21 protein-coding genes and 1 tRNA gene are annotated in these 26407 nt (G+C 62.4%); 8 read left to right on the top strand and 14 right to left on the bottom strand.

Annotation, left to right across the window (positions count from 1 at the left end):
* Positions 1-14: 14 nt before the first annotated feature.
* Positions 15-3866 carry a YhdP family protein gene (locus C556_RS0113225; RefSeq protein ID WP_083930591.1) on the bottom strand — a complete coding sequence of 1284 codons (3852 nt, stop codon included), beginning with the start codon at positions 3864-3866 and terminating at the stop codon, positions 15-17.
* A gap of 369 nt (positions 3867-4235) precedes the next feature.
* Between C556_RS0113225 and glnE the strand changes: the two genes are divergently transcribed.
* Positions 4236-6914 carry a bifunctional [glutamate--ammonia ligase]-adenylyl-L-tyrosine phosphorylase/[glutamate--ammonia-ligase] adenylyltransferase gene (glnE, locus tag C556_RS20385; protein ID WP_018748734.1) on the top strand — a complete coding sequence of 893 codons (2679 nt, stop codon included), beginning with the start codon at positions 4236-4238 and terminating at the stop codon, positions 6912-6914.
* A 324-nt stretch (positions 6915-7238) separates the two neighbouring features.
* Here the strand turns inward: glnE and C556_RS0113215 are convergent, their stop codons facing one another.
* The 10 genes from C556_RS0113215 to C556_RS20380 form a co-directional block, all read right to left on the bottom strand.
* A complete protein-coding gene (locus C556_RS0113215; protein WP_018748733.1) occupies positions 7239-7721 on the bottom strand; it encodes a hypothetical protein in 483 nt (160 codons plus the stop codon).
* A 120-nt stretch (positions 7722-7841) separates the two neighbouring features.
* Positions 7842-9632, bottom strand: a complete 1791-nt coding sequence (gene aspS, locus C556_RS0113210; protein WP_018748732.1) for an aspartate--tRNA ligase — start codon at positions 9630-9632, stop codon at positions 7842-7844.
* Between the two features lie 69 nt (positions 9633-9701).
* Entirely contained in the window at positions 9702-10442 is a 741-nt protein-coding gene (locus tag C556_RS0113205; RefSeq protein ID WP_373279212.1) for a DUF502 domain-containing protein, read from the bottom strand.
* The gene (locus C556_RS0113200; protein ID WP_018748730.1) at positions 10402-10674 is read right to left on the bottom strand and encodes an FmdB family zinc ribbon protein; all 273 of its coding nucleotides are present in this window, start codon (positions 10672-10674) and stop codon (positions 10402-10404) included. The genes C556_RS0113205 and C556_RS0113200 overlap by 41 nt, the downstream gene beginning before the upstream one ends.
* Before the next feature lie 405 nt (positions 10675-11079).
* A complete protein-coding gene (locus C556_RS0113195) occupies positions 11080-12609 on the bottom strand; it encodes a sulfite reductase subunit alpha (RefSeq protein WP_018748729.1) in 1530 nt (509 codons plus the stop codon).
* Complete coding sequence (locus C556_RS0113190; RefSeq protein WP_018748728.1) at positions 12606-13622, bottom strand: FAD:protein FMN transferase; 1017 nt, start codon at positions 13620-13622, stop codon at positions 12606-12608. Before C556_RS0113190 ends, C556_RS0113195 begins: the two co-directional genes overlap by 4 nt.
* Positions 13619-14419 carry a DUF4198 domain-containing protein gene (locus C556_RS0113185; protein WP_018748727.1) on the bottom strand — a complete coding sequence of 267 codons (801 nt, stop codon included), beginning with the start codon at positions 14417-14419 and terminating at the stop codon, positions 13619-13621. The genes C556_RS0113190 and C556_RS0113185 overlap by 4 nt, the downstream gene beginning before the upstream one ends.
* A 25-nt stretch (positions 14420-14444) precedes the next feature.
* Complete coding sequence (locus tag C556_RS0113180; RefSeq protein WP_018748726.1) at positions 14445-14978, bottom strand: DUF2271 domain-containing protein; 534 nt, start codon at positions 14976-14978, stop codon at positions 14445-14447.
* Between the two features lie 126 nt (positions 14979-15104).
* The gene (locus C556_RS0113175; protein WP_018748725.1) at positions 15105-15731 is read right to left on the bottom strand and encodes a PepSY-associated TM helix domain-containing protein; all 627 of its coding nucleotides are present in this window, start codon (positions 15729-15731) and stop codon (positions 15105-15107) included.
* Positions 15732-15953: 222 nt separating this feature from the next.
* Positions 15954-16631, bottom strand: a complete 678-nt coding sequence (locus C556_RS20380; protein WP_018748724.1) for an energy transducer TonB — start codon at positions 16629-16631, stop codon at positions 15954-15956.
* A gap of 188 nt (positions 16632-16819) precedes the next feature.
* On the opposite strand from C556_RS20380, the gene C556_RS0113165 reads away from it, so the two are divergent.
* Positions 16820-16907, top strand: a tRNA-Ser gene (locus C556_RS0113165).
* A gap of 278 nt (positions 16908-17185) precedes the next feature.
* On the opposite strand, the gene C556_RS22345 is transcribed toward C556_RS0113165, so the two are convergent.
* The 3 genes from C556_RS22345 to C556_RS23080 are packed head-to-tail and all read right to left on the bottom strand — an operon-like array spanning position 17186 to position 18862.
* Positions 17186-17728 carry a recombinase zinc ribbon domain-containing protein gene (locus C556_RS22345; protein WP_083930590.1) on the bottom strand — a complete coding sequence of 181 codons (543 nt, stop codon included), beginning with the start codon at positions 17726-17728 and terminating at the stop codon, positions 17186-17188.
* Between the two features lie 47 nt (positions 17729-17775).
* Complete coding sequence (locus C556_RS22340; protein ID WP_083930589.1) at positions 17776-18549, bottom strand: recombinase family protein; 774 nt, start codon at positions 18547-18549, stop codon at positions 17776-17778.
* Between the two features lie 37 nt (positions 18550-18586).
* Positions 18587-18862 (bottom strand): hypothetical protein, encoded by a 276-nt coding sequence (locus tag C556_RS23080; RefSeq protein ID WP_157236171.1) that lies wholly within the window; start codon positions 18860-18862, stop codon positions 18587-18589.
* A 945-nt stretch (positions 18863-19807) separates the two neighbouring features.
* On the opposite strand from C556_RS23080, the gene C556_RS20375 reads away from it, so the two are divergent.
* The 6 genes from C556_RS20375 (at position 19808) to C556_RS0113135 (ending at position 26395) form a co-directional block, all read left to right on the top strand.
* Positions 19808-21226: a protein kinase domain-containing protein gene (locus C556_RS20375; RefSeq protein WP_040431167.1), complete on the top strand. Its 1419-nt coding sequence runs from the start codon at positions 19808-19810 to the stop codon at positions 21224-21226.
* 17 nt (positions 21227-21243) lie between these two features.
* Positions 21244-22407: a UvrD-helicase domain-containing protein gene (locus C556_RS22335; protein ID WP_083930588.1), complete on the top strand. Its 1164-nt coding sequence runs from the start codon at positions 21244-21246 to the stop codon at positions 22405-22407.
* Positions 22404-23822 carry a hypothetical protein gene (locus C556_RS23075; RefSeq protein WP_157236170.1) on the top strand — a complete coding sequence of 473 codons (1419 nt, stop codon included), beginning with the start codon at positions 22404-22406 and terminating at the stop codon, positions 23820-23822. The genes C556_RS22335 and C556_RS23075 overlap by 4 nt, the downstream gene beginning before the upstream one ends.
* Before the next feature lie 87 nt (positions 23823-23909).
* Entirely contained in the window at positions 23910-24590 is a 681-nt protein-coding gene (locus tag C556_RS23070; protein ID WP_157236169.1) for a hypothetical protein, read from the top strand.
* Between the two features lie 5 nt (positions 24591-24595).
* Positions 24596-25402: a hypothetical protein gene (locus C556_RS23065; RefSeq protein ID WP_157236168.1), complete on the top strand. Its 807-nt coding sequence runs from the start codon at positions 24596-24598 to the stop codon at positions 25400-25402.
* A 681-nt stretch (positions 25403-26083) separates the two neighbouring features.
* Positions 26084-26395 carry a DUF3649 domain-containing protein gene (locus C556_RS0113135; protein WP_018748719.1) on the top strand — a complete coding sequence of 104 codons (312 nt, stop codon included), beginning with the start codon at positions 26084-26086 and terminating at the stop codon, positions 26393-26395.
* The last annotated feature ends 12 nt before the right edge of the window (positions 26396-26407 follow it).

Genomic DNA, 26407 nt, shown 5'->3' with positions numbered 1-26407 from the left:
CAGGTCGATTCGCCCTAGCGATGCGGCTGCTGCAACAGGTCTGGCACGCGCTCCTGCCAGTTGACGCGGCGGATCACCGGGTCGCGCATGCTGCCGGTGATATCGTATTCATAGGCAACCAGTTGCCCGAGCGGGTCCTTGAGCGCGCGTTGCAGCAGGAAGGCCGCCACACCGGCCAGGGGGTTGACGATGCCGGCGGCGATGGCGACGGTATCGCCCACCAGCGGCACGATGCGCACGTGCAGGTTCTGCGTGCCCTCGACGAAATTGGCCTCGCCGCGGAACAGCACCTGCGCCGACGGCCCGGCGATGACCAGGTTGTCGGTGCGGGCGATGCCGCGTTCGATCAGCGCGTCGCCCTTGATGCTGTCGAACTCGAAGCCCTCTGAGAACACGTCGCTGAAATCCAGCTTCACCCGACGCGTCAACGATTGCAGGCTGAGCACCGACAACAGTCGCGCCGCGCCCGGGTCGATGCGCTGGAATTGCCCCGCGCCCAGCTCCAGCGACAGCGAGCCCTGCATGCTGTCGAAGTCGGGCGGGAACGGCGCGCCGTCCCACGACACCTCGCCGGAGAACGCGCCCGCGGCGCGCGACATGGTGCCGGCGTAGCCCATCCGCCCCAGCAGCTTGCCCAGGTCGGAGGTCTTGACGGTGAACTTGCCGGAGGTGCGCGAGCGCTCCGGCAGACGGCGCCACAGCCCGCTCATGGTGAGCTGGGTCTCGGCATTCTCCAGCACCACTTCGTCCAGCCGCCAGTTGCGGCCCTGCGGCGTGGCCTGCACCCGCAGCCTGCCCAGTTCGCGCGCGCGGTAGCTCAGGTCGTCCACGGTGAGCTTCACGCCGGGATAGTCGGGGTCGTCCGACGCCGTGGCGGCGGGCGCGGTCGGCGCCTGCGCCAGCACCGGCTCGTCGTCGCCCCCCTGCAACGGCAGAGCCAGCCGCGTCAGGCGCACCTCGACCGGATTGCCTTTGCCGCCACGCCAGTTGAAACGCCCTTCGGCCTCGCGCGCCTGCAATGCCCCGCGCCAGCCGTCGCCGCCCTGGTTGGCCTGCAGGCGCACATCGTGCAGCAGACGCCGGCGCAGGCTGATCTGGTCGAAGGTCAGCTGCATCGACAACGGGCTGTCGCCCTGTTCGCCGCCGCCGACACCATCGGCCAGCGCCAGCCAATCGTCCAGGTCGAGCCGAGGCCAGCCGCCGGTGAACGCCAGCCCGGCCGCCGGAATCACCCGCGGCGCCTGCGCGCCCAGCGCGACGGCGCCGGACAGCGGCCGGCCCGGCGCGCGCAGCAACGCGGCCTGGAGCAGCCGGCCGTAGCTCAGGTTCAGCCGGGTTTCGCCATTGCGGCCGGTGATCTCCACGCCGAGCGGCCGGCTCTCGCCCGCCGTCTTGCCCAGCGGCGCCGGCAATTCGACGGTGCCGCCGGCCAGTGGCGTATCCAGCTTGAACTCGTAGCTGCCGCGCCCGGCGGTGAGGCGCGCGCGATAGTCCGCCGTGCCGGAGAAACGGTCGGCCTGCAGCAGTTCGTAGCGCGCGGCGGCATCGCGCAGCCGCAGCTTGCCGGCCAGTTGCAGCATGAAGTCGCCGTTCTGGCTGGCGCCGGAAAAACGTACCGGCCCGCCCAGCACCTGCGCCCGGCCTTCCTGGATCGCCAGGCCGTGCTCGGTAAAGGTGATCTGCCCGCCCGCGGCGCTGAACTGCGGCACGCCGCTGCCGAAATCCAGCGTGTTGTCGTTGAAGCGGTATTCGCCGGCCACCCGCGCGGCATGCGCCTCGTGCAGCGGGATGTCGAGCTTGAGCGCCAAGGCGCCGCGACCCTGCGCCTTCAGGTGCTCGATATAGTCGGCAGAAACTTTGTGCAGCGGCGACTGGCGCAGAAAGTCCAGGAAGTCGGCGGTGGACGATTCAGTGCGGCCATCGACGTACAGATGCTGCTGGTGGTGCAGCAGGTCGGGAATCCATACGTGGGTCTCGCCCACCGCCGCGCCCAGGATGCGCGCGCGGTTGGCGCGGATGTCCATCGCGCCGCCGTGGAACTCCAGCGTGCCGTCGATGCCGGTGATCTCGGGCCAGCCGGGGGCGTAGGCCAGTTGCCCGCCGCGCACTCGGGTGAACACGCGAAAGCGCCCGCCCTTGTCCTCCGGGAACGGGAACTGCGCCAGCGGCCCCGACACTTCGATGCGCCCGCCTTCGGCGCTGCCGCCGCGCAACGCCATCAGCAGCCAGTCGCGGGTGTGCGGGCCGATGGCCAGCGGCAGGTAGGTCGGCACGCGCCCGGCCTGGATGCGCGGCAGGTCGGCGGTCAGGTTGAGCGTGCCCGGGCCGGGACCATCGCGGCGATAGCGGCCGTTGGCCGACAGCGTGAGGTCGTCGTTGTGCAGCGTCAGGCGGTCCAGCTGGGCGTCCCAGGCGGCGCCGTCGCGCCGCCAGCTGCCGCCCAGGTCGAAGCGGGAAAAACCCAGCGGCTCCGGCATCCATTTCGGCACGGACACGGTCAGCCCCTGGCTGCTGGCGTTGAGGCGTCCGCCATCCTGGTCGAAGCGCGCGCTCAGGCTGATGCCGCTCAACTGCGGCAGCGCCTCGCCCCACGACAGCTGGGCGTTCTCCAGCGCCACTTCGCCCTGGTAGCGCTTGCGATCGCCGCTCCACTGGAAATGCCCTTCGCGCAGCCGGCCGGCCACCTCGATGTTGCGCAGGCGTTCGCGCACCTCGGGCGGCAGCCACGGGCGGTAGCTGGACAGCGCATCCAGTTGCAGCCGCGTCAGGCGGATGGCGCCGCTGCCGTCGGCGCGGCGCGAGAAACTCAGTTCGCAGTCGGTGCACAGCGGGCCGGTGGCACCGTCGATGCGGCTGGCGTCGATGCGCAGGCTGCGATGGCGATCCTGGTCGCGCCAGTCGAACCGGCCTTCGAAACGCGGCAACGCCAGCGTCTGGTTCTCGCGCACCAGCCGCAGGCGCTTGATCGTGACGTCGCCCTCGGCGCGGGTGATCCGGCCGCCGGCGAACGACACCTGCGTTTCGCCGCCGACGGTGCCGCGCATGCTCTGGAACAAGCGGGAGATCACCGGCCACTGCGCGTCGGCGTTGTCCAGCGTCAGCCGGGGCAGCGACAGCCGTGCCTCACCGCGCCACTCTCGCCATTCGGCCAGGGTGCCGCCACGCCAGCTGCCGCTGGCGCGGATCGGATCGGCCAGCCCGGCGGGCGGCAGGAAGGACAGATTGAATTCGTGCCCGGTCAGGGTGCGGTCGATGGTGATCACCACGTCGCGCAGCGCCTGCGCCGGCACCTGGTGGAACTCGTCCAGCCACTCCAGCCGGCCGCCGCGCACCTCCAGCGTTTCCTGGTCGAGCAGCCAGTCGAAGAAGCGCGCGTCGCCGCGATGGCGGTCGGGATCGAGCCGTACCCCCGCCACATGCCACACGCCCTGCGCGTCGTGACGGATCTGCATGTCGGGCGCCTGGATCGCCAACCGGCGGAATTGCAGGCGCCCCACCAGCAGCGACCACCAGGAGAGGTCGGCATCCAGCCGGGAGAACCGCAGCGCGGGGCGGCCGTCGGCGGCATGCAGCGTCAGGCCGTCGATCGCCATGCGCGGGCGCGGGCCGCGCCAGCCGCCGGACAACGCCCGGATCGTCACCTGACTACCCACCGCGTCGGACAGCATGCGCTCGACCGTGGGACGGTAATCATCGAGCCGGGGCGCCAAGTAGGCATGCCAGCCCAGCGCCAGCGCGGCCAGCAACAGCACGGCGGCCAGCAGCAGGCGACAGGCCCAGCGCCAATGCCAGCCCAGCACCTTGCCGCCGCCGCGCCATAGCGAGCCGAGCAGGGACAACCAGGAAGAGGGAACGAAACGCGGCATGCTCGATGAAAAAGGGAAGCGCACCGCAATGGCGCGTCAGCGTCTAAGAGCCTGTCTGCGGTTTTTACGCGACAGCGTTCGGGGCAGCGCCAGTGTGCGGCAAGGCGCGGGACACGCTACGGTATGAATACCGCGAGCGGCCCGCAACGCAGCGGCACGTCGGCAAGGCGCCGAGCCCGAAGGGCCAAGCCGGCAAAAGGTCATCCACTGCGTTATCCTCCTTGGCAACAACCGACCATTGCCTGTGTCGCCGTGTCCTGACCCTTGCCGGGCCGCGCTGCCGCGAAAGGATCGCGGACAGGCGCCGGTACCGTACTGCCCGCCACGCGCGGACGAACTCCACATTCTAACTGCAATCGCCCGCCCGCCATGAACGACGCTGTGAATCACCCCACGCTCGCCGCCGCCCTCGCCCACAGCCGCTACCTGGCCAGCCTGTTCCAGCGCACACCCGCGCTGGCCGAACGCACCGCCGCCGAGCTGGCGCAGCCGTTCGACCTGGCGGCGATGCAGGCAATGCTGACCCCGACCGAGACCGACGAGGCCGCGTTCAAGCGCCAGCTGCGCCAGTTGCGCCAGGCGGTGATGGCGCGGCTGATCGCCCGCGAGCTGGGCGGGCTGTCGGACCTGGACGAAGCGCTGCGCACCGTCAGCGACCTGGCGGACCTGACCGTATGCGCGGCGCTGCAATGGGCCATCGCCCGCGAAGACCGCTACGGGCGGCCGATCGGCGAGGATACCGGCGCGCCGCAGCAGCTGATCGTGGTCGGCATGGGCAAGCTGGGCGGCCACGAGCTGAACGTGTCGTCCGACATCGACCTGATCTTCGTCTACGACGAGGCCGGCGAAACCGACGGCGAGCGGCGCATCAGCAACCAGGAGTACTTCACCCTGATCGGCAAGAAGCTGATCAACCTGCTGGCCGACGTCACCGAGGACGGCTTCGTGTTCCGCGTGGACATGCGGCTGCGGCCGTTCGGCGACTCCGGCGCGCTGGTATCGAGCTTCGCCGCGCTGGAGAACTACCTGCTCACCCAGGGACGCGAGTGGGAGCGCTACGCCTGGATCAAGGGCCGCGCCCTCAGCGGCGACGACAGCGGCCTGATGCAGCTGATCTCGCCGTTCGTCTACCGCAAGTACCTCGACTACGGCGCCTACGCCTCGATGCGCGAGCTGCACAGCCAGATCCGCCGCGAGGTGGCGCGGCGCGACATGGCCGAGAACATCAAGCTGGGGCCGGGCGGCATCCGCGAGATCGAGTTCATCGGCCAGGTGTTCCAGCTGATCCGCGGCGGCCGGGTGAAGACCCTGCAGGAGCGCAGCACCCGCGCCACCCTGCGCGAGCTGGCGCGGCTGAACCTGCTGGCCGGCGACAGCGTGGACGAACTGCTGGCCGCCTACGAATTCCTGCGCAACCTGGAACACCGCCTGATGTACCTGGACGACGCGCAAACCCAGATGCTGCCGGGCAACGACGAGGACAAGGGCCGCATCGCGCGCGCCATGGGCCATCCGGACTGGACCGCCTTCTCCACGGCGCTGGAGCGCCACCGCGCCATCGTCACCCGCCACTTCGAGCAGGTGTTCGTGCTGCCGGCCGACCAGGACCGCATCCATCCGCACGCCACGCTGTGGCAGAACGCCGAGAACGGCGACGACACCGCGCAGGGACTGGCCCGGCTAGGTTACGCCGACGCCGCCGAGATCCAGCGCCGGCTGGCGATGTTCCGTGGCAGCGGCCGCTACCAGCAGATGAGCGAGCGCAGCCAGCGCCGCATCGGCGCCATCCTGCCGCCGCTGATCGAGGTCGCCGCCGGCTATCCCAACCCGGACGACACCTTCACCCGCATCCTCGACCTGCTGGAGGCCATCGGCCGCCGCGAATCGTACCTGGCGCTGCTGGCCGAACACCCGCAGACGCTGAAGCGCCTGGCCGACCTGTACAGCGCCAGCCCGTGGGTCTCGCAATACCTGACGCGCCATCCGATCCTGCTGGACGAACTGCTGGACCAGCGCCTGCTGTACCAGGCGCCCGACTGGAACGCGGCCGGCGAGGCGATCCGCCACGAATTGGCGCAGGTGGAGGACGACACCGAAGCCAAGATGGATCTGCTGCGGCACTTCCAGCACACCCAGGTGTTCCGGCTGGTGGCGCAGGACATCGCCGGCCTGCTGCCGCTGGAAAAGCTGTCCGATCACCTGTCCGACCTGGCCGACCTGGTGCTGGCGGTGACGATGGAGGAAGCGTGGCGCGAGCTGCCGCGCCGCCACGTCGAGGAGCCGCAATTCGCCGCCATCGGCTACGGCAAGCTGGGCGGCAAGGAACTGGGCTATGCCTCCGACCTCGACCTGGTGTTCGTCTACGACGACGACCACCCCGACGCGGCGGAGAATTACGCCCGCTTCGCCAAGAAGATCGTCAACTGGCTGAACGCGCCCACCCCGGCCGGCATCCTCTACGACATCGACCTGCGGCTGCGGCCCAACGGCTCGTCCGGGCTGCTGGTCAGCACCGTCGAGGCCTTCGAGCAGTACCAGTGCGACTCGGCCTGGGTCTGGGAGCACCAGGCGCTGACCCGCGCCCGCTTCGTTGCCGGCGACGTGCGCGTCGGCCGCAGCTTCGAGGCGGTGCGCGACGCGGTACTGCGCCGCCAGCGCGACCTGCCCGCGCTGACCGCCGAGGTGGTGAAGATGCGCAACCGCATGCTGGAAACCCACCCCGAGCGGCCGGGCGAGGTGAAACATTGCCGCGGCGGCATCGTCGACGTCGAGTTCATCGTGCAGTTCCTGATCCTGGGCTACGCCTGGCTCTACCCCGACCTGACCGCCAACCGCGGCAACATCGCGCTGCTGGCCACCGCCGCCACCCATAACCTGATCGACGCCACCACGGCCGACACCGCGCGCGCCACCTACCGCGCGCTGCGCCGCCTGCAACACGCCAGCCGCCTGGCCGGACGCGACCCGACGCCCGAGGCGCTGGCGCCGCTGGCCGAAGGCATGGCCACGGTGCGCGCGCTGTGGCAGACGCTGCTGGGCGAATCTTGAAACCCGGAAACACCTGAACCCCTGAACCCCTGAACCCCAAATCTTGAACCACAGAGGGCACAGAGAACACAGAGCTTCACAGAGAAAGGCAAAGGAAGAGAAGAAGAGGGCATGGTGCGCGCTCTCGTTGTCGAGGTTTGCCACCGCGCGCGACGCCGATTCGGCCTCGCTCTTTTTCTTCTGGTTTTCTCTGTGAAGCTCTGTGTTCTCTGTGCCCTCTGTGGTTCAAGATTTGGGGTTTAACCCAATGACACTTCGCAAAAAAACAGGCCCGTCGATGCGGGCCTGATGTTTTGTCGAGGAAGAAACCGAGCTTGGGCGGGCTTACTCGGGGAACTTACAGAACTCCACGCCCGCCATGCCGTTCGGCAGGTATTCGCCGAGCCAGCCCATTTCCAGTTTGATGTGCTCCACCAGCGCCACCACGTGCAGCGGGTCGGTGTTGGTGGCAAACCAGAACTCCTTGCGCCACACCTCGTCCGGGCCGCCTTCGGCCATGCCGCCGGGATTCAGCTCGTCCAGCGACGGGCGACGGCGGCCATAGCCGATCACCGACAGCAGGTCGGCCAGCTCGTCCGCCGGGCGCGATACTTCCACCACGAAGGCGGCCATGCCGGGGGCGACCTGCTGCATGTTGGCGAACACGCGGGTGGGCAGTTCGCAGCGCTTGGCCAGTTCGGCCATGCAGTGCGGACACGGGAAAGCCACGCGTATCAGATAAGCCTCGTGCTGGTCGAAGACCGGCGACATCTCCTGCAAGGCATGGCCACAACGATGGGTCAGGAAACTGCTGGTCAGTCTATCCATGTCCCATTACTCCTGCTGTCAGATGATTCATTTTACTTTGTTAGACAGCAAAAAGAAAAGACGGCACAAGCCGTCTTCTCTAGAAAACAACAACCGTTTGTCAATTTCCGTTCATCGTGCTCAAGCGGCCGGTTGGGGGTTGCGCAAGCGGATATGCAGCTCGCGCAGCTGCTTTTCGTCCACGGCGTTGGGGGCGTTGGTCAACAAGCACTGCGCGCGTTGCGTCTTGGGGAAGGCGATCACGTCGCGAATGCTTTCAGCGCCGGCCATCAGCGTGACCAAGCGATCCAGGCCGAAGGCCAGGCCGCCGTGCGGGGGCGCGCCGTATTGCAGGTTGTCCAGCAGGAAGCCGAACTTGTTCTGCGCCTCTTCGGCACCGATGCCCAGCGCGTCGAACACGGTGGACTGCACGTCGGCGCGGTGGATACGCACCGACCCGCCGCCGATCTCCCAGCCGTTCAGCACCATGTCGTAGGCACGCGCGCGGCACTTGCCCGGTTCGGTCTTGAGCAGCTCCAGGTGTTCGGCCTTGGGGCTGGTGAACGGGTGGTGGCAGGCGTTCCAGCGCTTGTCGTCCTCGTCGTACTCGAACATCGGGAAATCGACGACCCACAGCGGGCGCCATTCCTTGACGAAGTAGCCGCCGGCCTCGCCCTTCTCGTGGCCGATCTTCAGGCGCAGCGCGCCGATGGCCTCGTTCACCACCTTGGCCTTGTCGGCGCCGAAGAACACGATGTCGCCGTTCTGCGCGCCGGTGCGCTCGACGATGGCGGCCAGCGATTCGGGCGTCAGGTTCTTGACGATGGGCGATTGCAGGCCGGTTTCGTTCAGCTGGGCGACGTCGTTGATCTTGATGTAGGCCAGACCCTTGGCGCCGTAGATGCCGACGAACTGGGTATAGGCGTCGATTTCGGAACGGCTGAACGCCGCGCCGCCCGGCACGCGCAGGCCGACCACGCGGCCGCCTTCCATGTTGGCCGCGCCGGAGAACACCTTGAACGGCACGCTCTTCATCACGTCGGTCAGTTCGGTGAATTCCAGCGACACGCGCAGGTCGGGCTTGTCCGAGCCGTAGCGATGCATCGCTTCGTCGAACGGCATGCGCGGGAAGTCGCCCAGCTCGACGCCGATGGCTTCCTTGAACACGTGCCGGGCCATCGATTCGGTGATGTCCATGATCTCGTCCTCGTTCAGGAACGAGGTCTCGATATCGATCTGGGTGAATTCGGGCTGGCGGTCGGCGCGCAGGTCCTCGTCGCGGAAGCACTTGGTGATCTGGTAGTAGCGGTCGAACCCGGCCACCATCAGCAGCTGCTTGAACAGCTGCGGCGATTGCGGCAGCGCGAAGAACAGGCCGTCGTGCACGCGCGAGGGCACCAGGTAGTCGCGCGCGCCTTCCGGCGTGCTGCGGGTGAGCATCGGGGTCTCGATGTCGATGAAGCCGCGGCTGTCCAGGAAGTTGCGCACCAGCAGCGCCACCTTGTAGCGCAGACGCAGGTTCTTCTGCATCTGCGGACGGCGCAGGTCGATCACGCGGTTCTGCAGGCGCACGGTCTCGCTGAGGTTCTCGTCGTCGATCTGGAACGGCGGCGTGGCGGCGCTGTTGAGCACCACGATGTCCTTGGCCAGCAGTTCGATCTCGCCGGAGATCAGGTTCTTGTTGGCGGTGCCGGCCGGGCGCTCGCGCACGATGCCGGTGATCTCCAGCACGAATTCGGCGCGCGAGGCGTCGGCGGTCTTGAAAGCTTCGGGGGTATCGGGGTCGATCACCACCTGGACCATGCCTTCACGGTCGCGCAGGTCGATGAAGATGACGCCGCCGTGATCGCGGCGACGGTGGGCCCAGCCCTGGACGGTGACGGTCTGGCCGAGGAAACGCTTGTCGATCAGGCCACAGTAATCGGTACGCATGATGGGTGCTCTTTCTTTGAAATTGGCGAGAGTTCGGATCGGGGATTCGGGGCGGGTTGAGCCATGGGCTCAACCCGGAAGATTATCGGGCCGGCCTTCGAGGAAGGCGGCCGGACGCGGCGCGGGCGCGACCACGCCCATCGAGATCACGTACTTGAGCGCGTCGTCCACGCTCATGTCCAGTTCGCGCACATCCTCCACCCGCACCATGATGAAGTAGCCCGAGGTGGGGTTGGGCGTGGTCGGCACGTAGACGCTGACGTACTCGCCGCCCAGCCGGTCGGCCACTTCGCCGCCGGGCGAGCCGGTGAGGAAGGCGATGGTCCAGGCGCCCTGGTGCGGGAACTGCACCAGCAGCGCGCGGCGGAACGCCTGGCCGGAGTCGGAGAACAACGTGTCCGACACCTGCTTCACGCTGGAATAGATCGAACGGACGATGGGAATGCGGTTGAGCAGCTTCTCGCCCAGGATCAGCAGGCGGCGGCCCAGCACGTTGGCGGCCACCACGCCGGTGAGCAGCACCACGAACACGGTCAGGAACACGCCGAAGCCGGGGATCGCCTTCTTGTGCACCAGCCAGGGCATGGTCGGTTCGAGCAGGCGCAGCAGCCAGTAATCCGGACGCAACTGCACCGGCAGCAGCGCGCCGATCTGGTCCATGGTGCCCAGGATCAGCTGCAACACCCAGAGGGTGATGGCCAGCGGCACCCAGATCAGCAGGCCGGTCAGCAGGTAGCGCTTGACCCGATCCATCGTGGTTTCGCGGGGTTCAGTGGCAGCCACAAGTCCCCGTGCCGCAGGCACCGCCAGCCGAGCTGGCGCCAGTGGATTCGGAAGCGGACGACGCGCCCGACGAGGCGCCGCCCTTGAAGTCGGTGGCGTACCAGCCCGAGCCCTTGAGCTGGAAGCCGGCGGCAGTCAGTTTCTTGGCATAGCTGGCGGCGTGGCAGCTCGGGCATTCGGTCAGCGGCGAGTCGGCCATCTTCTGGATATGCTCGTCCTCGAAACCGCAAGCGGTGCAGCGATAGGCGTAGATCGGCATGGGTGAAACCTGTCTCTCAAGCGGATTGCATGGGGCCCCGTGGCGCGGGAAAGCCGGTGGTGGCGCACCGTCCGGCGGGCGGCGGCGGATCTGCCGACGTCCCAAAAGCCGCTGACAAAACCAGCGAAGCGATCCTGGCAAGGAGCGCGAAACGCAGACCGAACAAGGCGTACGACAAGCGAACGCGAGGCCGTCAGGAGGTTTTGTCGGTGGCTCTAAGCCACGGAAAACACGCGATTATAACCGAAGCTGGCAACCGCCGTGGGTGCGCCCGCGCGCCGGCTTCGCCGGGCGCCCAGCCACGCAGGAACGGCGGATACCCATGCCAGACCTGGGGAGAAATCCCAACGAATTCAAGGGGCCGGCCGATGCGGACCACCGACGCCCGGCCGTGACGCCCCACTGTCAATACACGTCGCGCCGGTAGCGGCCATCCTGCGTCAGACCATCCACCGCGTCGTCGCCCAGCGCCTCGCGCAGCACCGCGTCCACGCCCTGCCCCATGCCCTCGCGACTGCCGCACACGTACAGCGCCGCCCCGCGCGCCAGCCATTGCCGCAACCGCGGCAGCTCGGCGCGCAGGCGATGCTGCACGTATTCGCGCGCGGCGCCGTCGCGCGAATAGACAAGGTCGGCGCGCGCCAGCAGGCCGTCGGCCAGCCAGCCGGCGATCTCGTCGCCAAACAGCGCGTCGTGCGCGGCGTTGCGCTCGCCGAACAGCAGCCACGCACCGCGCCGTCCCGCCGCCCGCCATGCCTTCAGCTGCGCGCGCAACCCGGCGATGCCGGTGCCGTTGCCGATCAGGATCAGCGGGCAGTCGTCGGCCGGCGGATGGAAACCCTTGTTCTCGCGGATGCGCAGCGCGACGGCCTCGCCCAGCGGCGCATCCTGCGTCAGCCAGCCCGAGCCCAGGCCCAGCGTGCCGTCGCTGCGCCGTTGCTGGCGCACCACCAGTTCCAGCACGCCATCGCCGGGCAGCGAGGCGATCGAATACTCGCGATGCGGCAGCGGCGGCAGGCTGTCGCGCAGCGTTGCCAGCGCCGCGGCCCCCAGCGGCTGCGGCGACGGCAGCAACCGGTCGGCCAGCGCGTCGCGCATCGCCGCATCGGCGTCGACGCCGCAGGCGCGCAACCAGGCGTCGAGCGCGGCCGGCGCATGGCGCGGGCCGATCTCGGCCACGTCGCCGGCCTGCCAGGCGACGCCCGGTGCCGGCGGCGCCAGCGCCACACGGTATACCGGCTCGCCCGCGCTGCCGGGATTGAGCAACTGCCGCTCGACCAGCCGCCACGGCTGGTAATCCGGCGCGCGCCAGTCGGCGATCTCGGCGTGCCCGGCCAGCGCCGACAACTGCTGCTGCCAGTGCCGCAGCGCCGCGGCGTCGCCGTTGTCCACCTCCACCCGGTCGAACAATGGCGCGGCGCCGGCATGGCGCAGCCACTGGTCGAGCGCGCGGCCGAAGGCGCAGAACTGCGCATAGCTGGCATCGCCCAGCGCCAGCACGCCATATTCCAGCCCGTCCAGCCGCGGCGGTGCCGCCATGGTGCGACGGGCGAAGCCGGCCACCGTGTCGGGCGCGTCGCCCTCGCCGGTGGTGCTGACCACGAACAGCGCACAGCGATGGCCAGCCAGCGCGGCGGCATCCAGCCCGCCCAGCGGCCGCAGCGCCACCGCGACGCCGGCCGCTTCCAGCGATTGCGCGGTCTGCGCCGCCAGTTGCTCGGCGTAGCCGGTCTGGCTGGCATAGGCCACCAGCAACGCGCCCTCGCCCGCCGTGCCGGCGGCGCGCAGACGTGCCCGCTTTTGCCGATGACGCCAGGCCACCGCCACGCAGAACAGAAAATAAAGCGCTGCGACTCCGAGCGCGGCGGCGGGCCGCGCCGCGGTGGCGGCATGAGCCGGCATCGCCGGCAGCAGCAACAACAGGAAACGTTTCATTCGAGCATGGCGGCATAGGCCGGCGAGTGGTGTTCCTGCAGGCCGCGAGCATCCCGGATCAGGAAGCGCGCGGCCAACTGGTGGCGTTCGGCGAAGGCCAGCCCCTGCTCGACGCCGAGCACGGTCAGCGCCGTGGCGTAAGCGTCGGCCAGCATGCATTGCGGATGCAGCACCGTCACCGACGCCGGGGCATCGCGCAGCGGCCGGCCGCTGCGCGGGTCGAGGGTGTGGGCATAACGCACGCCTTCATGTTCGAACGCCTGGCGATAATCGCCCGAGGTGGCGACGGCCAGACCGTGCAGCGCCACCACGGTGTCCGTCAACGCGCTGTCGGGCGGCGTTTCCAGCGCGGTCCACCACGGCTGGGCATCGGGTTTGATGCCGTGACCGCGCAGCTCGCCGCCCACCTCGACCAGCCAGCCCGGCACGCCGCAACGCGCCAGGAAGCCGGCCACCCGATCGACGCCGTAGCCCTTGGCGATGCCGGAGAAATCCAGCCGCAGCCCGCCCGGTTGCAACGCGCGCCGGCCGTCGTGGTCCAGTGCCAGCCGCCGCCAGCCGCAGCGCTCGCGCAACGCGGCGACCTGCACAGCATCCGGCAGCGCCGCGCGGCGGCCGGGCGGGCCGAAGCCCCAGGCGTCGACCAGCGCGCCGACGGTGGCATCGAATGCACCGTCGCTCTGCGCGGCGACCGTCTGTGCGCAGACCAGCACTTCGAAGCAATCGACCGGCAGCGCCTGCCAGCCGCCAGCCGGCGCGTCGTTGAAACGGCCGACGGCCGAATCGGCGCGCCAGTGGCTCATGCTGGCCACCACGCCGTCCAGCTCGCGCTGGATGCCAGCCCGCAGCGCGTCCAGCGGCATGCGTTCCGGGCCGGCCAGCCGCACCGACCAGCTGGTGCCCATGGTCCGCCCCGTCAGTGCGTGCACGTGGCTGAGCAGCGGATCGAGCCGGAACGGCGCCAGCCGCGGCGGGATCAGCACGCGTCGCGCAGGCGCCGCCGCGACGGTCACTGCGGCAGGACTTCCAGCGTGGCGGTATACGACAATGTGCGCCGCTTCGCGGCCTTGACCGTGACCTTGTCGTCCTCCAGATCGGCGTCCAGCCAGTACATGCCGGCCTGCGGCCATTTCACCGCGACGCGGCCGTCCTTGTCGGTGGTGAACTTCAGCTCGTCGAGCTGGTTGCGGTAGCGGCTTTCGCCGCGCACCAGCGTCACTTCGACCCCGGCGGCGGGCTTGCCGTCGGCCAGGAACTGGAAGGTGGCGGTCTCGCCGGCGAACAGATCGTTGGGATGGGTGACCGGCGCCAGCTCCAGGCCGCGGCCGGTGGTCTTGAGCGCGCTGGGCGCGCCGACGGTGACGAAGGTCTCCAGGCGGCTGGCGCTTTCCGAGACATCCAGGCCCTCGGCGTCGGCCGGCACTTCCTTGGCGAACGCCTCGGCGTTGCCCATCCAGCGCTTGGGCTGGCCGTCGGCCTTCCAGGTGGCGCGCACGCCGCCGCGCACCACTTCCAGGCGGTAGGTGCCCGGCTTGGCCAGGTTGACGTCGAAGGTGCTGCGCAGCTTGCCCTTGCCGAGGTTCTCGGGGGCCAGGCGCGAGCCGTCCGGCGCCACGATGGCCAGCGCGTCGACATTGAGCGCGTTGTGGTTGAACTGGAACATGTCGTTGGAGACGGCGGCGTCCACGGTGATCCACTGCGGCGCGGACAACACGGTGGACGACGGCAGCAGCCAGTAGTGGTGGGCCTGGGCGGCCAGCGGCAGGGTGGCGGCGGCGACGCACGCCAGCAGTCGAGCGATACGGTTCATGGTGAGTCCTGGTGAATGGAAAGGATCAGGGCTTGAGTTCGACGCTGATGGCGCCCAGCTCGTGCTGGCCGGCGGCCTTGAGGGTCTGCGCGGCCTTGGGCGGCCAGGTCAGCGGCACCTTCACCAGCTCGCGCCCGCCCACTTCGCGCGCGGCCTCGATCATCAGCGTGTAGTCGCCCGGCGCCAGCCTGCCCAGCGGCGCCTTGCCGTCGCTGAAGCCGAGCTGGTGCTCGCCGGCCGGCCGGGTGGCGCCCGACACGCCGTCCAGCGGCATCTGCAACTCGCGCCCGCTCTTGCGCCACCACTGGCGCAGGTCCTTCAGCCATTTGCTGCCCGCGCCTTCCGCGCCCTTGCTCTTCTGGTCGTACCAGACCGCGAGATTGGCCGCGACGCTCTGGTCGGCGCGTTCCAGCCACACAGCCACGTAGGGGCGGTGGTATTCGGCGACGTTCAGCCGCGGGATCTCCAGCTTCACCGCCAGGTCGGCGGCCATGGCCTGGCTCCCGACTGCGCCGCCCAGCAGGGCGGGCACGCTGGCCACGTGTATCCAGTTACGCATGTGGTTTTCCTTGTTTTGACTTCGTCTGCGCGCAGCGGCCGGGCCGCCGCGCGGTGTTGCTCAGGTTCGACAGGAGCCGCTCGCGCGGCGGGCACCCGGGATGATCGCGTTGCGCATGGTCGGCCCTCAATGGATAAACAGCAGCGCCAGCAGCAGCGGCGCCACCAGGCCCAGCCCCACCAGCGGCCAGGTCGCCGGCCGGTTGCCGGCATGCAGGTGCAGCAGGAACAGGCCGGTGATGCAGAACAGCAGCGCGGCGCCGGCAAAGATGTCGAGGAACCAGCTCCAGGCGGCGCCGGTGTTGCGCCCCTTGTGCAGGTCGTTGAGGTACGACACCCAGCCGCGTTCGGTCAGCTCGTAGGCGATGTCGCCGCTGGCGCGGTCCAGCGACAGCCACGCATCGCCGCCCGGCCGCGGCAGCGACACGTAGACTTCGTCATCCGACCATTCGGCCTCACGCCCGGCCAGATCCAGCGCCAGCCGCCCGTCGATCCAGTCGGCCACGGTGCGCGGCAGCGGCGCCTTGTCCGATTGCGGCGCGCGCGCCAGCAACGGCAGCAGTTGCTGCGGCAGACGCGCGTCGCGCTGGGTGACGGTGGGATGCGCCTCGATCTGCCCGGCGTGGTTGAGCGTGATGCCGGTGACGGCGAACAGCAGCATGCCGATCAGGCAGAGCGCGGAACTGATCCAGTGCCAGCGATGCAGGTGCTTCAGCCAGAACGCCCGGTTTTGTCGATCCGGATTCTTGTTCATGTGGAAAAACTCGGTTGGCGGATGGGGCGCTAAAGCGAATCGACCTAGCCCCGCGATGGGCGCAGTCAACGCGCGTCCCGTGGGCCCGGTTGACATCTAAATGAGAATTGCACGCATTTTCTCATGAGTTCCATGCCGGCAGGCAAATCCTCGGCAGCAACACGTTCCGGCCGCACAAGCAAAAGCCCCCATGGACGGGGGCTTGGCGGTACGACCCTGCGATCAACGCGGCAACTCGAAACGCACCGGCACGTTGACGCTGGCCTCCACCGGCTCCTTGCCGCGCATCGCCGGCTTGAAGCGCCAGCGCTTCACTGAATCGAGCGCGGCGTTGTCCAGCCGGGTGAAGCCGCTGGATTGCGCCAGCGTGACCGACAGCGGCAGGCCACCCTCGCTCACCCGCACCTTCACCAGCACCGTGCCCTCCTCGCGCAGCATCTGCGACTGGCGCGGATAACTGGGCTTGGGGTTGTTGAGATAGGCCGCGTCGAAGATCGGATCGGTGGCCGGACCGGGTGCCGGCGCCGGGGCGGGCGCGGGAGCCGGTGCGGGGGCTGGCGCCGGTGCCGGTGCCGGAGCGGGCGCCGGTTCGGCCCGTTCGGTGATCGCCGTCTCCGAAGGCTCGGTGAGCACCGGCCTGGATTCGACCTTGCGTTGCACCGGCTTGGGCGCTGGCGCCGGCTTGACCGGCTGGGGCTTCGGCGGCTGCGGCCTGGGTGGCTCGGGCTTGGGTTGCGGCGCCGGTTCCGGCTGCGCGGCCGGCAACTCGACATAGGTCAGCACCGGCGCGCTGATCGGCTCGGGCCGCGCCATCAGGCCGGAGGCCCGCAGCGTGGCGTAGATCAACACCAGGTGGGCGGCGCACACGGCACCGACGATGGCATAACGTGAATTCGACATCGCGCCAGTTTAAATGATAAGGATTCTCAACACCAGATGCCCGCCCGACCGACCGGTCATCCGCCCGGCGACCACCACCCCGCCCACCCGCCGCCCAGCCCGGGCGTGACCCGCGGCAAGCGCTTCGCTACAATGCCGGCTCCGCCCGCCCGGGCGGTCACTCGGCGCCGCCCCGGCAGCGCTGCCGCGGAGGTGTGGCAGAGTGGTCGATTGCACCGGTCTTGAAAACCGGCAACGGGCAACCGTTCGTGAGTTCGAATCTCACCGCCTCCGCCAATTACTCATAAATGAAGGCACCGTGGATACGGTTGCCTTCGTATGTGACAGAGCAGCATCCAAGATACCCAGGTTTGTCCCAGAGACGGTGACCTCTCCGGCGTAGATGCGAATCTCGTCGACCACCAAGTACATAAACATCTTCGCTTCCTCGCTGCCTAGCGCTTCCAGTAGAGCCATCGCGGCAAACCGGAACGCCCCTACGTCAATTTCATCCAAGATTTTGGCAGGAAGCGAAATAGGTGTTTTGATGCTATTCAGCCTTACCGTTAACTCTTTCAGTTCGTCCTGCCAGCCTGGATGCGCACCCCAAGACTGCTATCGATTTTCACCTTCTCGTCTTCGACAAGCTTGTAGAGGCTGTTGAGCTTTCGTTCAACTTGTGATTTTGCCTCGGCAACCTGATGCCGCTCCGTCTCCTGTTGGGCCGAGAGTTTGTCAGCATGGTTTCGGCAATCTGCGAGTATCGCCCGAATCCTCTTGTCCGTTAGAACGCGCTCTGTAATCGCCATGAGAATCGCTTTCTCAAACCGTTCATATGGCACATTGCGGCTAGGGCAACTTGAGCCCGATACGCTAATTCGTTTATTGCATTTCAAATATCGATAGCGCCCACTTTTCCCGGTGGTAATACACATTGCGGATTTACAGTAGCCACAATGGCAAAGTCCAGTTAGCAGTGTTTTTGGAGTTACGTGCAGAGGGGGAGTATTGCGTGGCGCACGCGCGGTCCGTCTAAGTGCGACACGTTGAAATCTTTCCACTTCAATAATGACCGGCACCACGATAGTTACAAACGTATCATCGTTGTCATTATTCATGGCAACTCCTCATCATCCTCAACTGCAGAGCCCATTATCTTCAACTTTCATCTGGCTCCAAAGTTATACGAACCGGTGTAAACCGAGTCACTGAGAATTCGGTAAACTTTTGGAACACTCCACAACTGTCCTCTGCGAAGACATTTGGCATTAAGGAATTCGACTATCTTTTTAATTCCCATTGGCCTGCCGGTTTGCAGACCTTCATAGAGGTCATAGATTTCACGAACAATTGCCGCCTCCTCGCCGTCGATTTCCAACATCTTTCGATAGCCAGTTCGTCCTATAACTTTAGTTACCACAGCCTTGTACCCATAAGGAGGTTTGCTTCCGTTAAAAAATCCTCGGCGAGCATTTTCTGCGAGAGCCCTTTTTACATGCTTGGAATTTTCAGCTGAATTCATCTCATCAACCAAGCCATAAAAAAGAGTAACAAACTTCCCAATTGGACTATCGTCAACCTCCTGAGTGACAGAAATAAGCCGGGCACCTACTTCACGAAGCATACGAAGATATAACGCCAAATCCGTGACGTTTCTAAAATCCCTAGAAAAAGAGTGGACAACGATTCCATGTATTCTTTCATCTCCTCCAACCACGGCCTGCATCATTTTTTGAAACTCAGGTCGGTTGTCATCCGTCGTGCTACGCCCTTCATCAACAAATTCGTTGGTGATTGCCAAATCATGCATCTCGCAATATGCACGCATTCGATTCAGCCGGTCAGAAATCGAAAGGTCTTTGACAGCTTGCCTTTCAGTCGAGACACGGGCGTATAAGACCACCAATCTCTGGATGCCGACAATTTTAGAACTACACATGGCAGCCTCCGCTATTTTTGTTCATTCCAGCCACGATTTATTCAAGCGTGCTCCGAACAATAAAACAAAGGCCCGGATTGATTTCCAGTGGAAGCCAAGCATTCCCATTTAAATAGCACTCGCACCTAACAGAAAGGGCACTGTCGAGGAACAATCGCACATCAAATTTTTCGGCTCGACGCCCTGCTTCCTGCTCACTACTCACATCACTCAAAGCATGATGAGGCTTAACAAGAGATGCCAACGTGTGGTCACCAACCTCCCGTTCCAGCGAGTCTATAAATGGCAACTTCTGATTTTCAGAAATTTTCATGGCAGCCTCCACGTCAAGGACCTGGCGACCGGGAGAAACTCCCCATGTCGCCAAGCCCCGAGCGACAATAATCATAAATCGATTTTACGAATGGAGACAAAAACGTCAAGAATATTCATTTTTTCGAATACATTATTTGATGCTATATCAGTTCACTAGGAAAATTTTGATTTTCCATCGCCTTGACTTAACTAATACTTGCACGAACACCGTTTCCACTTGATATATATAACATGGAAATCGGAAAATTCGCACGCCATTAAAATCAAAACAAATGAAACGCGGTATAATATATACTTAACTCATTCTCCGGCTAAAAATAAAATTAAGATGCCGTTTGTCAGAAAAAACGAGCACTCAACCATTCATCGATATTTCACTCAAATTTCAGTAAGAGCCCGTTAGCCCATAAGACCTCCTCAAATGGGCAATTCAGAATTAGAGCCTTTCTGATTGAACACGCGGGGCTTGACAGACTTGACGGCACGTTGAGCCGAGAATCTTGCGGCAGGGATGGGTGTAGTCGGGAGAGCGGCCTTTCATTTGCAATTGAAGGTCTCGACCTACAACCTGAAGCGCCTGTACTGGTTGAAGGAGGCAGGCATCATGGCATTCGGTCCCCCTCAAGGTGCGCCATGAGCCGGCGGGAGGGCGATTCTGGACGAAGATACGGAAAGAAATGGGGCCGAAACCTGCCTAAGCTGCTAAAAATTCAGCGGCCAGTGCGTCCGGATGGAATCATTGCTCTGAGCGTGAGTTTTTTGGGTGGTACCCACAAGGCTATCCCGTCGGCGAAGGCTGAGGCACACTACCAACGACAACTCGCCAGTCAGGCGGCTGAGCCGGCCTGACTTAGACCAAATGGCCTCCACGCAACCCAGGGCGGTTAACCTTTGGGGCCGGCATGGCGATAGAAGAAGCTGACGACTTCATGGGGGAAATTTTATGCCAGCACTCGATGAGAAAATTGTCGCCGACGTAGCCGAACGGCTTGACCGGCACCTCAAAGGCAAGTCGGGATTCGGGCCAGCGAAATACTTGACATCAGGCGGTTCCGCAGCAGTGTTTTTGGTTCCTGCGCCCGGAGGGGCGCGCGTGCTTAAAGGCTTCAATCCGAAGTTCTTTGACGGCCCTACAGGAGCCGCCGAGCAAAAACGTTTAGATTTGCAACGCAAGCTGATAGGGCACTCCTGCCCCTCGCTAGTCCAGACGTTCGAAGTTGTAGAGGCCGAGGGTACCGCCTTTGTCGAAATGGAGTATCTGGACTGGCCGCCGCTCACTGAGGTGCTCAGCGCAGTACCTGATGAAGCGGTTGTTCCTTTGTTCACCCAGCTTGTCGATGCGGTTAAGTTTCTGGACTCGCTCGGGATAGTTCACCGCGACATTAAGCCTGAAAACATACACGTTTCTGCGGATTTCACGAGGCTCAAGTTGCTCGACCTTGGTGTTGTGCGAGAGGTAGAGCAGAGCGACGCACCGGATGGGGCTATAACTGACCATGGAAGTAGCCGGCCGTTTCTTGCTACTGCGCAATACAGTTCACCGGAATACTTATTTCGGCTCGATGCCCCTTCGCCGAAACTCTGGAAGGGCTTGAACTTCTATCAGCTTGGCGCGGTCTTGCATGACCTCATAGCAAAACAGCCTATATTCCAATATGAAATGGGCTTGGAAAATAGATGGCTTGTTGCGCGAGCTGTTCTCACAAAAGTTCCCGTATTTACCGACGGTACTCCATCCCGCTTGGCAAACCTTAAGTCGCTCGCTGCCCGTTGTCTTGTAAAGGATTTAGAACTCCGGCTCCAGTTGGTGGGTTGGGAGGACTTTAACTTGGGAGATGCTAAGGACCCCCTTTCGACTTTGCGAGCCAGACTTGCAAAGGGAAAGGTAAATGTCGGCGGTCAAATGAGTGCAGCCAGCGAGTCCCGGCTTGAATTCGACAGAAGCGAATTTTTTCGGCGCTTTTGTGAAATGGTTCGAACCGAACTCTTACAGGTATGCAGGACAGATATGCCCCTCACACTTCGCCCATCTGCGCCAGGAGAGGTTCAGGCAGCCCAGATACTGCTGGCCGTAAATGCCGAATGGACAGTTGATTGTAAGCTACATTTCGACTGGCAGCAGCAGCTATATGATAGGACCGTGAGCGTATCGCTTCGGGCGAAGCTCATTCTTACCGGGCAAGCTTCGGACAGGCCCCATGATGGTACGCATGCAGTTGCCGTAGTATCCATCGGGGAAAATGAAGCGGAGTGGGCCGCAGTGACTGCTGGTGCCGTCGCACAAACGGTTGCGTCCGCGCTTGACCGACTTGAGAGCGCTGAGGATGCGGGCATGCTTCACGACATCGACTTGATTGCTTAAACCCCAAAGGACAAAAAATGAAAAAAGGTTGGTTTAGGTCAGTAAAAGAGTTAGATGAAGACCAAAAAACATTCATCAAGCTTCCCCCGCACGGAAAGTACTCTCTGATTGGACCGCCTGGCTCGGGCAAGACAAATCTCTTGTTGCTTCGTGCCGAGTTTCTAGCAGGTACAGGTGAGAAAAATGTTCTTATCATTACCTATACTCGTGCACTCGCCGATTTCATTCGCACAGGAATCAGTGCCGCCGGTCTAATATCACCTACTCAAGTAAAAACCTATCACTCTTGGGCATTAGACCATATTTTCCAGCATTTAGGTCGACCAGCATTGGACAAGGATAATGATTTTGACGACCAAGCGCGCACTGAAGTGCTGGAATTGGTAAAGGAAGCCAATCTACAACTCCCTGCTCCAAAACTTTATAGTGCGATATTTGTAGACGAAGCTCAAGACTTAACTTCTGAGGAACTTGAGGCACTCCTTACTCTAAGCGACAACATTTGCATATGTGGTGATAGCCGACAAGGGATATACCGTCGGGATGGTCTTTTGGTCGCTGAAAAATTAGGTTTGCAGCAACATGTTCTAAAGCGTCATTTCCGAATTGGTCAGCGCATTGCTCGTGTCGCTGACAGATTGATGCCGCCCGAAGAAGGTACTAACAGTCTTGAAGCAACATCAAACTACAACCCAAAAGAACAAGGCGAATCTAGCGCAAAAATGCATATCCTAGCGGATAGGAACGAACAATTTGAGAAAATGCTTGAGATGATTCGTATTCAGCTTGATGCTTTTGCAGGTGATACTATCGGGATTTTTTGCGGGAAAACAAATACTCGAATTGAATTGCGCGAACGATTCAATGCGACAGACCTAGCAGAAAAGGTAGCCGTTCACGGAGTGGACGCTGATTCGACTTTTATGGGTGATAAACCAATTCACATCTTAACGATTCATGGTGCCAAAGGCACGGAGTTCCGGGCGGTTCATATGTATGCTGTCGAAGAACTTGCCGACTTTCCCTTTAATCGTCGACGACTTAGTTACACAGCCATAACACGAGCAAAAACCGCACTGAACGCATTTCGTTCTGGTAATACAAATAAACCACTAGAAAATGCATTCTCCGAGCCGAAGCATTTTGACCTTGAAGATTTACTGCCAGGTGATGCGCAATGAATGAAAACAATATTCGCTGGCAAATATTCCCACGGGATATTCTTCCAGAGGCGCTTATGGGCAGATACAACCCTTTAGACAGCCCGGCTAAATATTTTCTTGAGCCTTACGAGTTGAAAGGCTCTGTTGTCGCTGTTGGATATTCTGATTCAAGATTGAGAGATGAATACAACCCCCCAGCGCTATTAGTGCTAGAGAGTGAATCAGCTATCGAAACGCTTTCCTGGCTTAGAACATACGCTCCAGAGACGGCACCACTGAGCCAATATACTCGGGTAGTGTCTAGTCAAGACTGGATGAGTTTCAGCAGGATACAAGGCAGGATGCAAGGCTTCTTGTACGATGCGCGCGAAGACGTTTGGTCCTCGGTCATTTTGGGTGAGGCCTTGGCTCAGGGAGAAGCCGACGTCGAACTAGCTTCCCTTCCGTTATCGCGTGCCGGCGCGTGTTTCTCAATGGCAATTGCGCGGGCTGTATTTACATATGGGCGGGACGAGGCAACCAAGACTTGTGCTGACAGGCTACGACAAGTCGAAGCGGACAGACGCTTCGTGCGACGCCCGGTCACCGTAAGCGATTTGATGCCTATATGGGCAATGGCGAGCGGGCAATTTGGAAAATCAGTCTCAGCCGAAGAAACCGCTAACTTGGTTCTCGACGCTGCGTCGAGGTTTATGCACGACTCCTTTAGCGTACCCCATTCCCCGACTCCGTTGAAGCTACGGAACATTCCAGGGTTATCAAGCGATTCTATTGAGGAGCGAGTTCTTGCGTTTCAACGCCTTTCGACTGAACTAACAAATGCAGAAGCCCATGGTGCCGACAGCGGATTACCTTCCGTATTGCTTGCGGCCGCCGCATTTTTAGTCGGGCGGAGTACATCGCATGAATTCCTGCTGCATCGCGTTAGCAAGCGATTCCCCGCCTCGCTTGCTTGGTACGGACTAATCGCCGGACTAGCGGGCCCATCCACTTGGGACGCAAACTGGTCCAAGGCAGCCAAGGGTATTGAGCGACAGGTGCGGCCGCGCTTCGATTGGTCGGAATCTACTGGTTTTGACCTGTGTTGGATTGAATATTCATGGATGGCTAAGATGTTCGACGGGACAGTTACCTTCAATTCGCTCCCGAAGCTATTACCCCGGGTCATCTCAATCGAAGTCATTCCCGGTGCAGCATGTCAATTTCGCTTAGTCGCCGGTTCTTCCCCAGAGTTAGAAGCTGGGCGTTCAAACGACCGTGTTCGTGAAATGGACTTGCAAGCTGCTCTGTCTCAATTTGTGGTGCTTGCAAACCGAGCTCGCCACCTATTGGAAGGAGATAGCACACCTAAGCAACAGAGTTTGGCCTTCGATAGCAGCGACACCACACGCAGTGGCCCAACAAAACCGAGACGAAAGAAGGCATCGACCTAAAAGCTTGGTACACACCGGTATGTTTCGCTGCCTAACTGATGTTGTGCGTCAAATTTGTCCACCTAAAACAAACTTAGGCTTCCTTCGATGAAATCCGCAATTGACCATCGCGATGAATTTGTAAAATCCATAGCTCATATCCGCTCAGCGGCATCAAAAGTCATTGCTAACTCTGGGCCAACGAAGCCTCTGTCTGCCCCTGATGTCCATAAAATAGCCGAAGGGTTATTCCTCAGCGCAGTTACTCATTGGGAAGAGCTTTGCCAAGTTCTGCTGATTACGGATTTGGCAACCCAAACGGGCAGTTTGCTTAAAAAGGACGTGAAGAGCTTCCGCACAAAAAATGCTCCTCTTCGGCTGGCCGAATCGATGCTTTCGCATATAGACCACCCTAATAGTTTCTACGACTGGTCTGATTTCAACCGTATTGCTCAGAGAGCGAATGCTTTTCTCGCACCTGGTCATCGGTTCTCGCCCCCCCCCCCGTTGCCACCAGGTGCTCCGCTACAAAGCACCGCCCTTCTATCTACTGTCGTGAATGAGTTGGCAATGTTCAAGCGCCTGCGAAATTCTGTTGCCCACAAGAGCGACAAGGCTTGGGACAGCTTCATCAAGCTCATATCCGCCCCCCCATTCTCCCTTACCACAAATCAAAGAAAGGGCGTTACTCCAGGCAGGTTTCTAGTAACACAGCAATGGGCGGGTAAGGTTGTTTTACATCATGCTCTTGATACACTTGAAAATGCCGCCTTTGCTCTGGTGCCTTAATCGCAATGGATACACCATTTTCCCTAGAAATGTTGCATAAAATCGCAGGCACGCACTCAGAGCCATTATTTTTGTCCCCGCCATGGATGAGCGGTGGACACACAATCGAAAAAGCGAATGGCACGATTACCTATATAAGCTACAGAGGTGGCCTTTACGGTGTGACGTGTGCGCATATTTATGACTATCAGTTCTCTTCGAATCCACCAAAATGGTTAACTGTTCACGGCCTACAGCGGGTTATTTATCAATTTGGCTTTTTCGACCAATCCGGTTACAAAAGCCTGTTTCGCTCGCTCCGATTATCTGACCCCAGTCTGCCAGATATAGCAATAGTAAGACTCGATGCGGCTTTTGCTTCAATTAACATGGAAGCAAAAGGGAAGATTGCAATTGATTTGGACTCGTGGATTGAACCAACTTGGGCTGACCTTAAGTGCCCGGTGGCTTTTGGATATCCAACCGAACACAAGACTGAGAGTGAGGGTCTTGTGCAAGCCCCTCTCATTAGTGTGACAGCAGAGTTGACAAGACCTATCGGACCAAACGATGTGTCCTTCCTAATGGCTTCGTCATTAGAACAGGAGAACTCATACTACTTTAGTGGAATGAGCGGCGGTGCAGTCTACTGTCACTTTGCCGATGCGCCACCAAGTGTGGTTGGGGTGGTATTTGAAGGCTCGCCGGGCAGTTCAATCGAATGGCAAAACCGAACTGAAGAATCTTTCTACACCAGAGAGGATATCCAGATACGGGCGCACAAATTAACTCCAGACATTTTCCAGAGCTGGCTATCGATTGCTGGATTCTAGCTTGCAGGATTGTCCATATCCTAAAAGAGTAAATCCAACAAATGCATCCAGCTAATGCAGCTGTCTTCGCTTCGCTGCGGAAAATTCGTAGCTAATTGCTCAAGCAGGCGTTCGTTCTAGCGCCGACGTGTTCAATGTGGGTGAAGTCCTGGCCCCGGCCGAGGCTAGGTGGAAGACCTCGGCACGTACAACCCGTTCCACTCGAATCTGCACGTGTGAGTTTCACGCTATATCATCACCCTTTAAAACCTCCTATTTCTTTGAGTTTTATAGAAAATATCGGTTATTGACAGCTCGAAACTCCGTTGCCCAAATTTATCCTTAATGGCCCGCCATCAATCCCAGTCCCCAGCCAAGCTCTTCATCCGTGTCGTGCCCAGATGCGGGTAGGGCATCGACCTGCGTCAAACGCTTCATCGCCCGGCAATCCGCGCAGCCCGGCACTTCTCCTGGTTCGCATCCAGCCTTCCCGCGTTCAGCAAGCCCGACATCCGCAAGGTTACGTCCCATCGCCAGGTCTGGCCACAGCGGCTCCCCGCCATCGGCGCATGCATCTGGAACATCGGCTCGCTCAGCAGCCGCAACGCCGGGGGTACTGTCGCCCCCTCCCCCGCTTGCCTCCCCACCCCAACTCACGGCAATATCAAGAATCATTCTTGTTTAGCTTGCCTCCCATCCCCCATGCCCGGCCCAAGTCCGACCTCCGCGCCCTCCACGGTGGCGCATTCGTATCGTCTCGGCGTGGCGTCGCGCGCCGTGGCCGCCATTGTCGGCGGCTATGCGCTGGCCTATGCCTTCGCCGCCTGCGCCGGGCGTTGGTTGCCGCTGGCGCGCAGCGAGGCGGTGCTGACGGCGACGTTGCTGTCGTTCCTGGTGTACGGCGGCGCGGCGCTGTGGGTGTTCTGCGTGCGGCGCGCCTGGCATGCCTGGGTGGGGCTGGTGCTGGGCACGGCGCTGCTGGGCGGGCTGGCGGCGCTGGGGGCGGTGCGGTGAAAGGCGGTTTCC

Source organism: Chitiniphilus shinanonensis DSM 23277, assembly GCF_000374805.1.
GTDB lineage: Bacteria > Pseudomonadota > Gammaproteobacteria > Burkholderiales > Chitinibacteraceae > Chitiniphilus > Chitiniphilus shinanonensis.
The sequence above is the reverse complement of the archived record's forward strand: the minus strand, read 5'-3'. Positions and strand labels throughout refer to the sequence as shown.

Coding starts and splice junctions, on each gene's coding strand:
- C556_RS0113225 (WP_083930591.1), bottom strand. CDS start 3,866: ATGCCGCGTTTCGTTCCCTCTTCCTGGTTGTCCCTGCTCGGCTCGCTA.
- glnE (WP_018748734.1), top strand. CDS start 4,236: ATGAACGACGCTGTGAATCACCCCACGCTCGCCGCCGCCCTCGCCCAC.
- C556_RS0113215 (WP_018748733.1), bottom strand. CDS start 7,721: ATGGATAGACTGACCAGCAGTTTCCTGACCCATCGTTGTGGCCATGCC.
- aspS (WP_018748732.1), bottom strand. CDS start 9,632: ATGCGTACCGATTACTGTGGCCTGATCGACAAGCGTTTCCTCGGCCAG.
- C556_RS0113200 (WP_018748730.1), bottom strand. CDS start 10,674: ATGCCGATCTACGCCTATCGCTGCACCGCTTGCGGTTTCGAGGACGAG.
- C556_RS0113195 (WP_018748729.1), bottom strand. CDS start 12,609: ATGAAACGTTTCCTGTTGTTGCTGCTGCCGGCGATGCCGGCTCATGCC.
- C556_RS0113185 (WP_018748727.1), bottom strand. CDS start 14,419: ATGAACCGTATCGCTCGACTGCTGGCGTGCGTCGCCGCCGCCACCCTG.
- C556_RS0113180 (WP_018748726.1), bottom strand. CDS start 14,978: ATGCGTAACTGGATACACGTGGCCAGCGTGCCCGCCCTGCTGGGCGGC.
- C556_RS0113175 (WP_018748725.1), bottom strand. CDS start 15,731: ATGAACAAGAATCCGGATCGACAAAACCGGGCGTTCTGGCTGAAGCAC.
- C556_RS20380 (WP_018748724.1), bottom strand. CDS start 16,631: ATGTCGAATTCACGTTATGCCATCGTCGGTGCCGTGTGCGCCGCCCAC.
- C556_RS22345 (WP_083930590.1), bottom strand. CDS start 17,728: ATGAATAATGACAACGATGATACGTTTGTAACTATCGTGGTGCCGGTC.
- C556_RS22340 (WP_083930589.1), bottom strand. CDS start 18,549: ATGTGTAGTTCTAAAATTGTCGGCATCCAGAGATTGGTGGTCTTATAC.
- C556_RS23080 (WP_157236171.1), bottom strand. CDS start 18,862: ATGAAAATTTCTGAAAATCAGAAGTTGCCATTTATAGACTCGCTGGAA.
- C556_RS20375 (WP_040431167.1), top strand. CDS start 19,808: ATGCCAGCACTCGATGAGAAAATTGTCGCCGACGTAGCCGAACGGCTT.
- C556_RS22335 (WP_083930588.1), top strand. CDS start 21,244: ATGAAAAAAGGTTGGTTTAGGTCAGTAAAAGAGTTAGATGAAGACCAA.
- C556_RS23075 (WP_157236170.1), top strand. CDS start 22,404: ATGAATGAAAACAATATTCGCTGGCAAATATTCCCACGGGATATTCTT.
- C556_RS23070 (WP_157236169.1), top strand. CDS start 23,910: ATGAAATCCGCAATTGACCATCGCGATGAATTTGTAAAATCCATAGCT.
- C556_RS23065 (WP_157236168.1), top strand. CDS start 24,596: ATGGATACACCATTTTCCCTAGAAATGTTGCATAAAATCGCAGGCACG.
- C556_RS0113135 (WP_018748719.1), top strand. CDS start 26,084: ATGCCCGGCCCAAGTCCGACCTCCGCGCCCTCCACGGTGGCGCATTCG.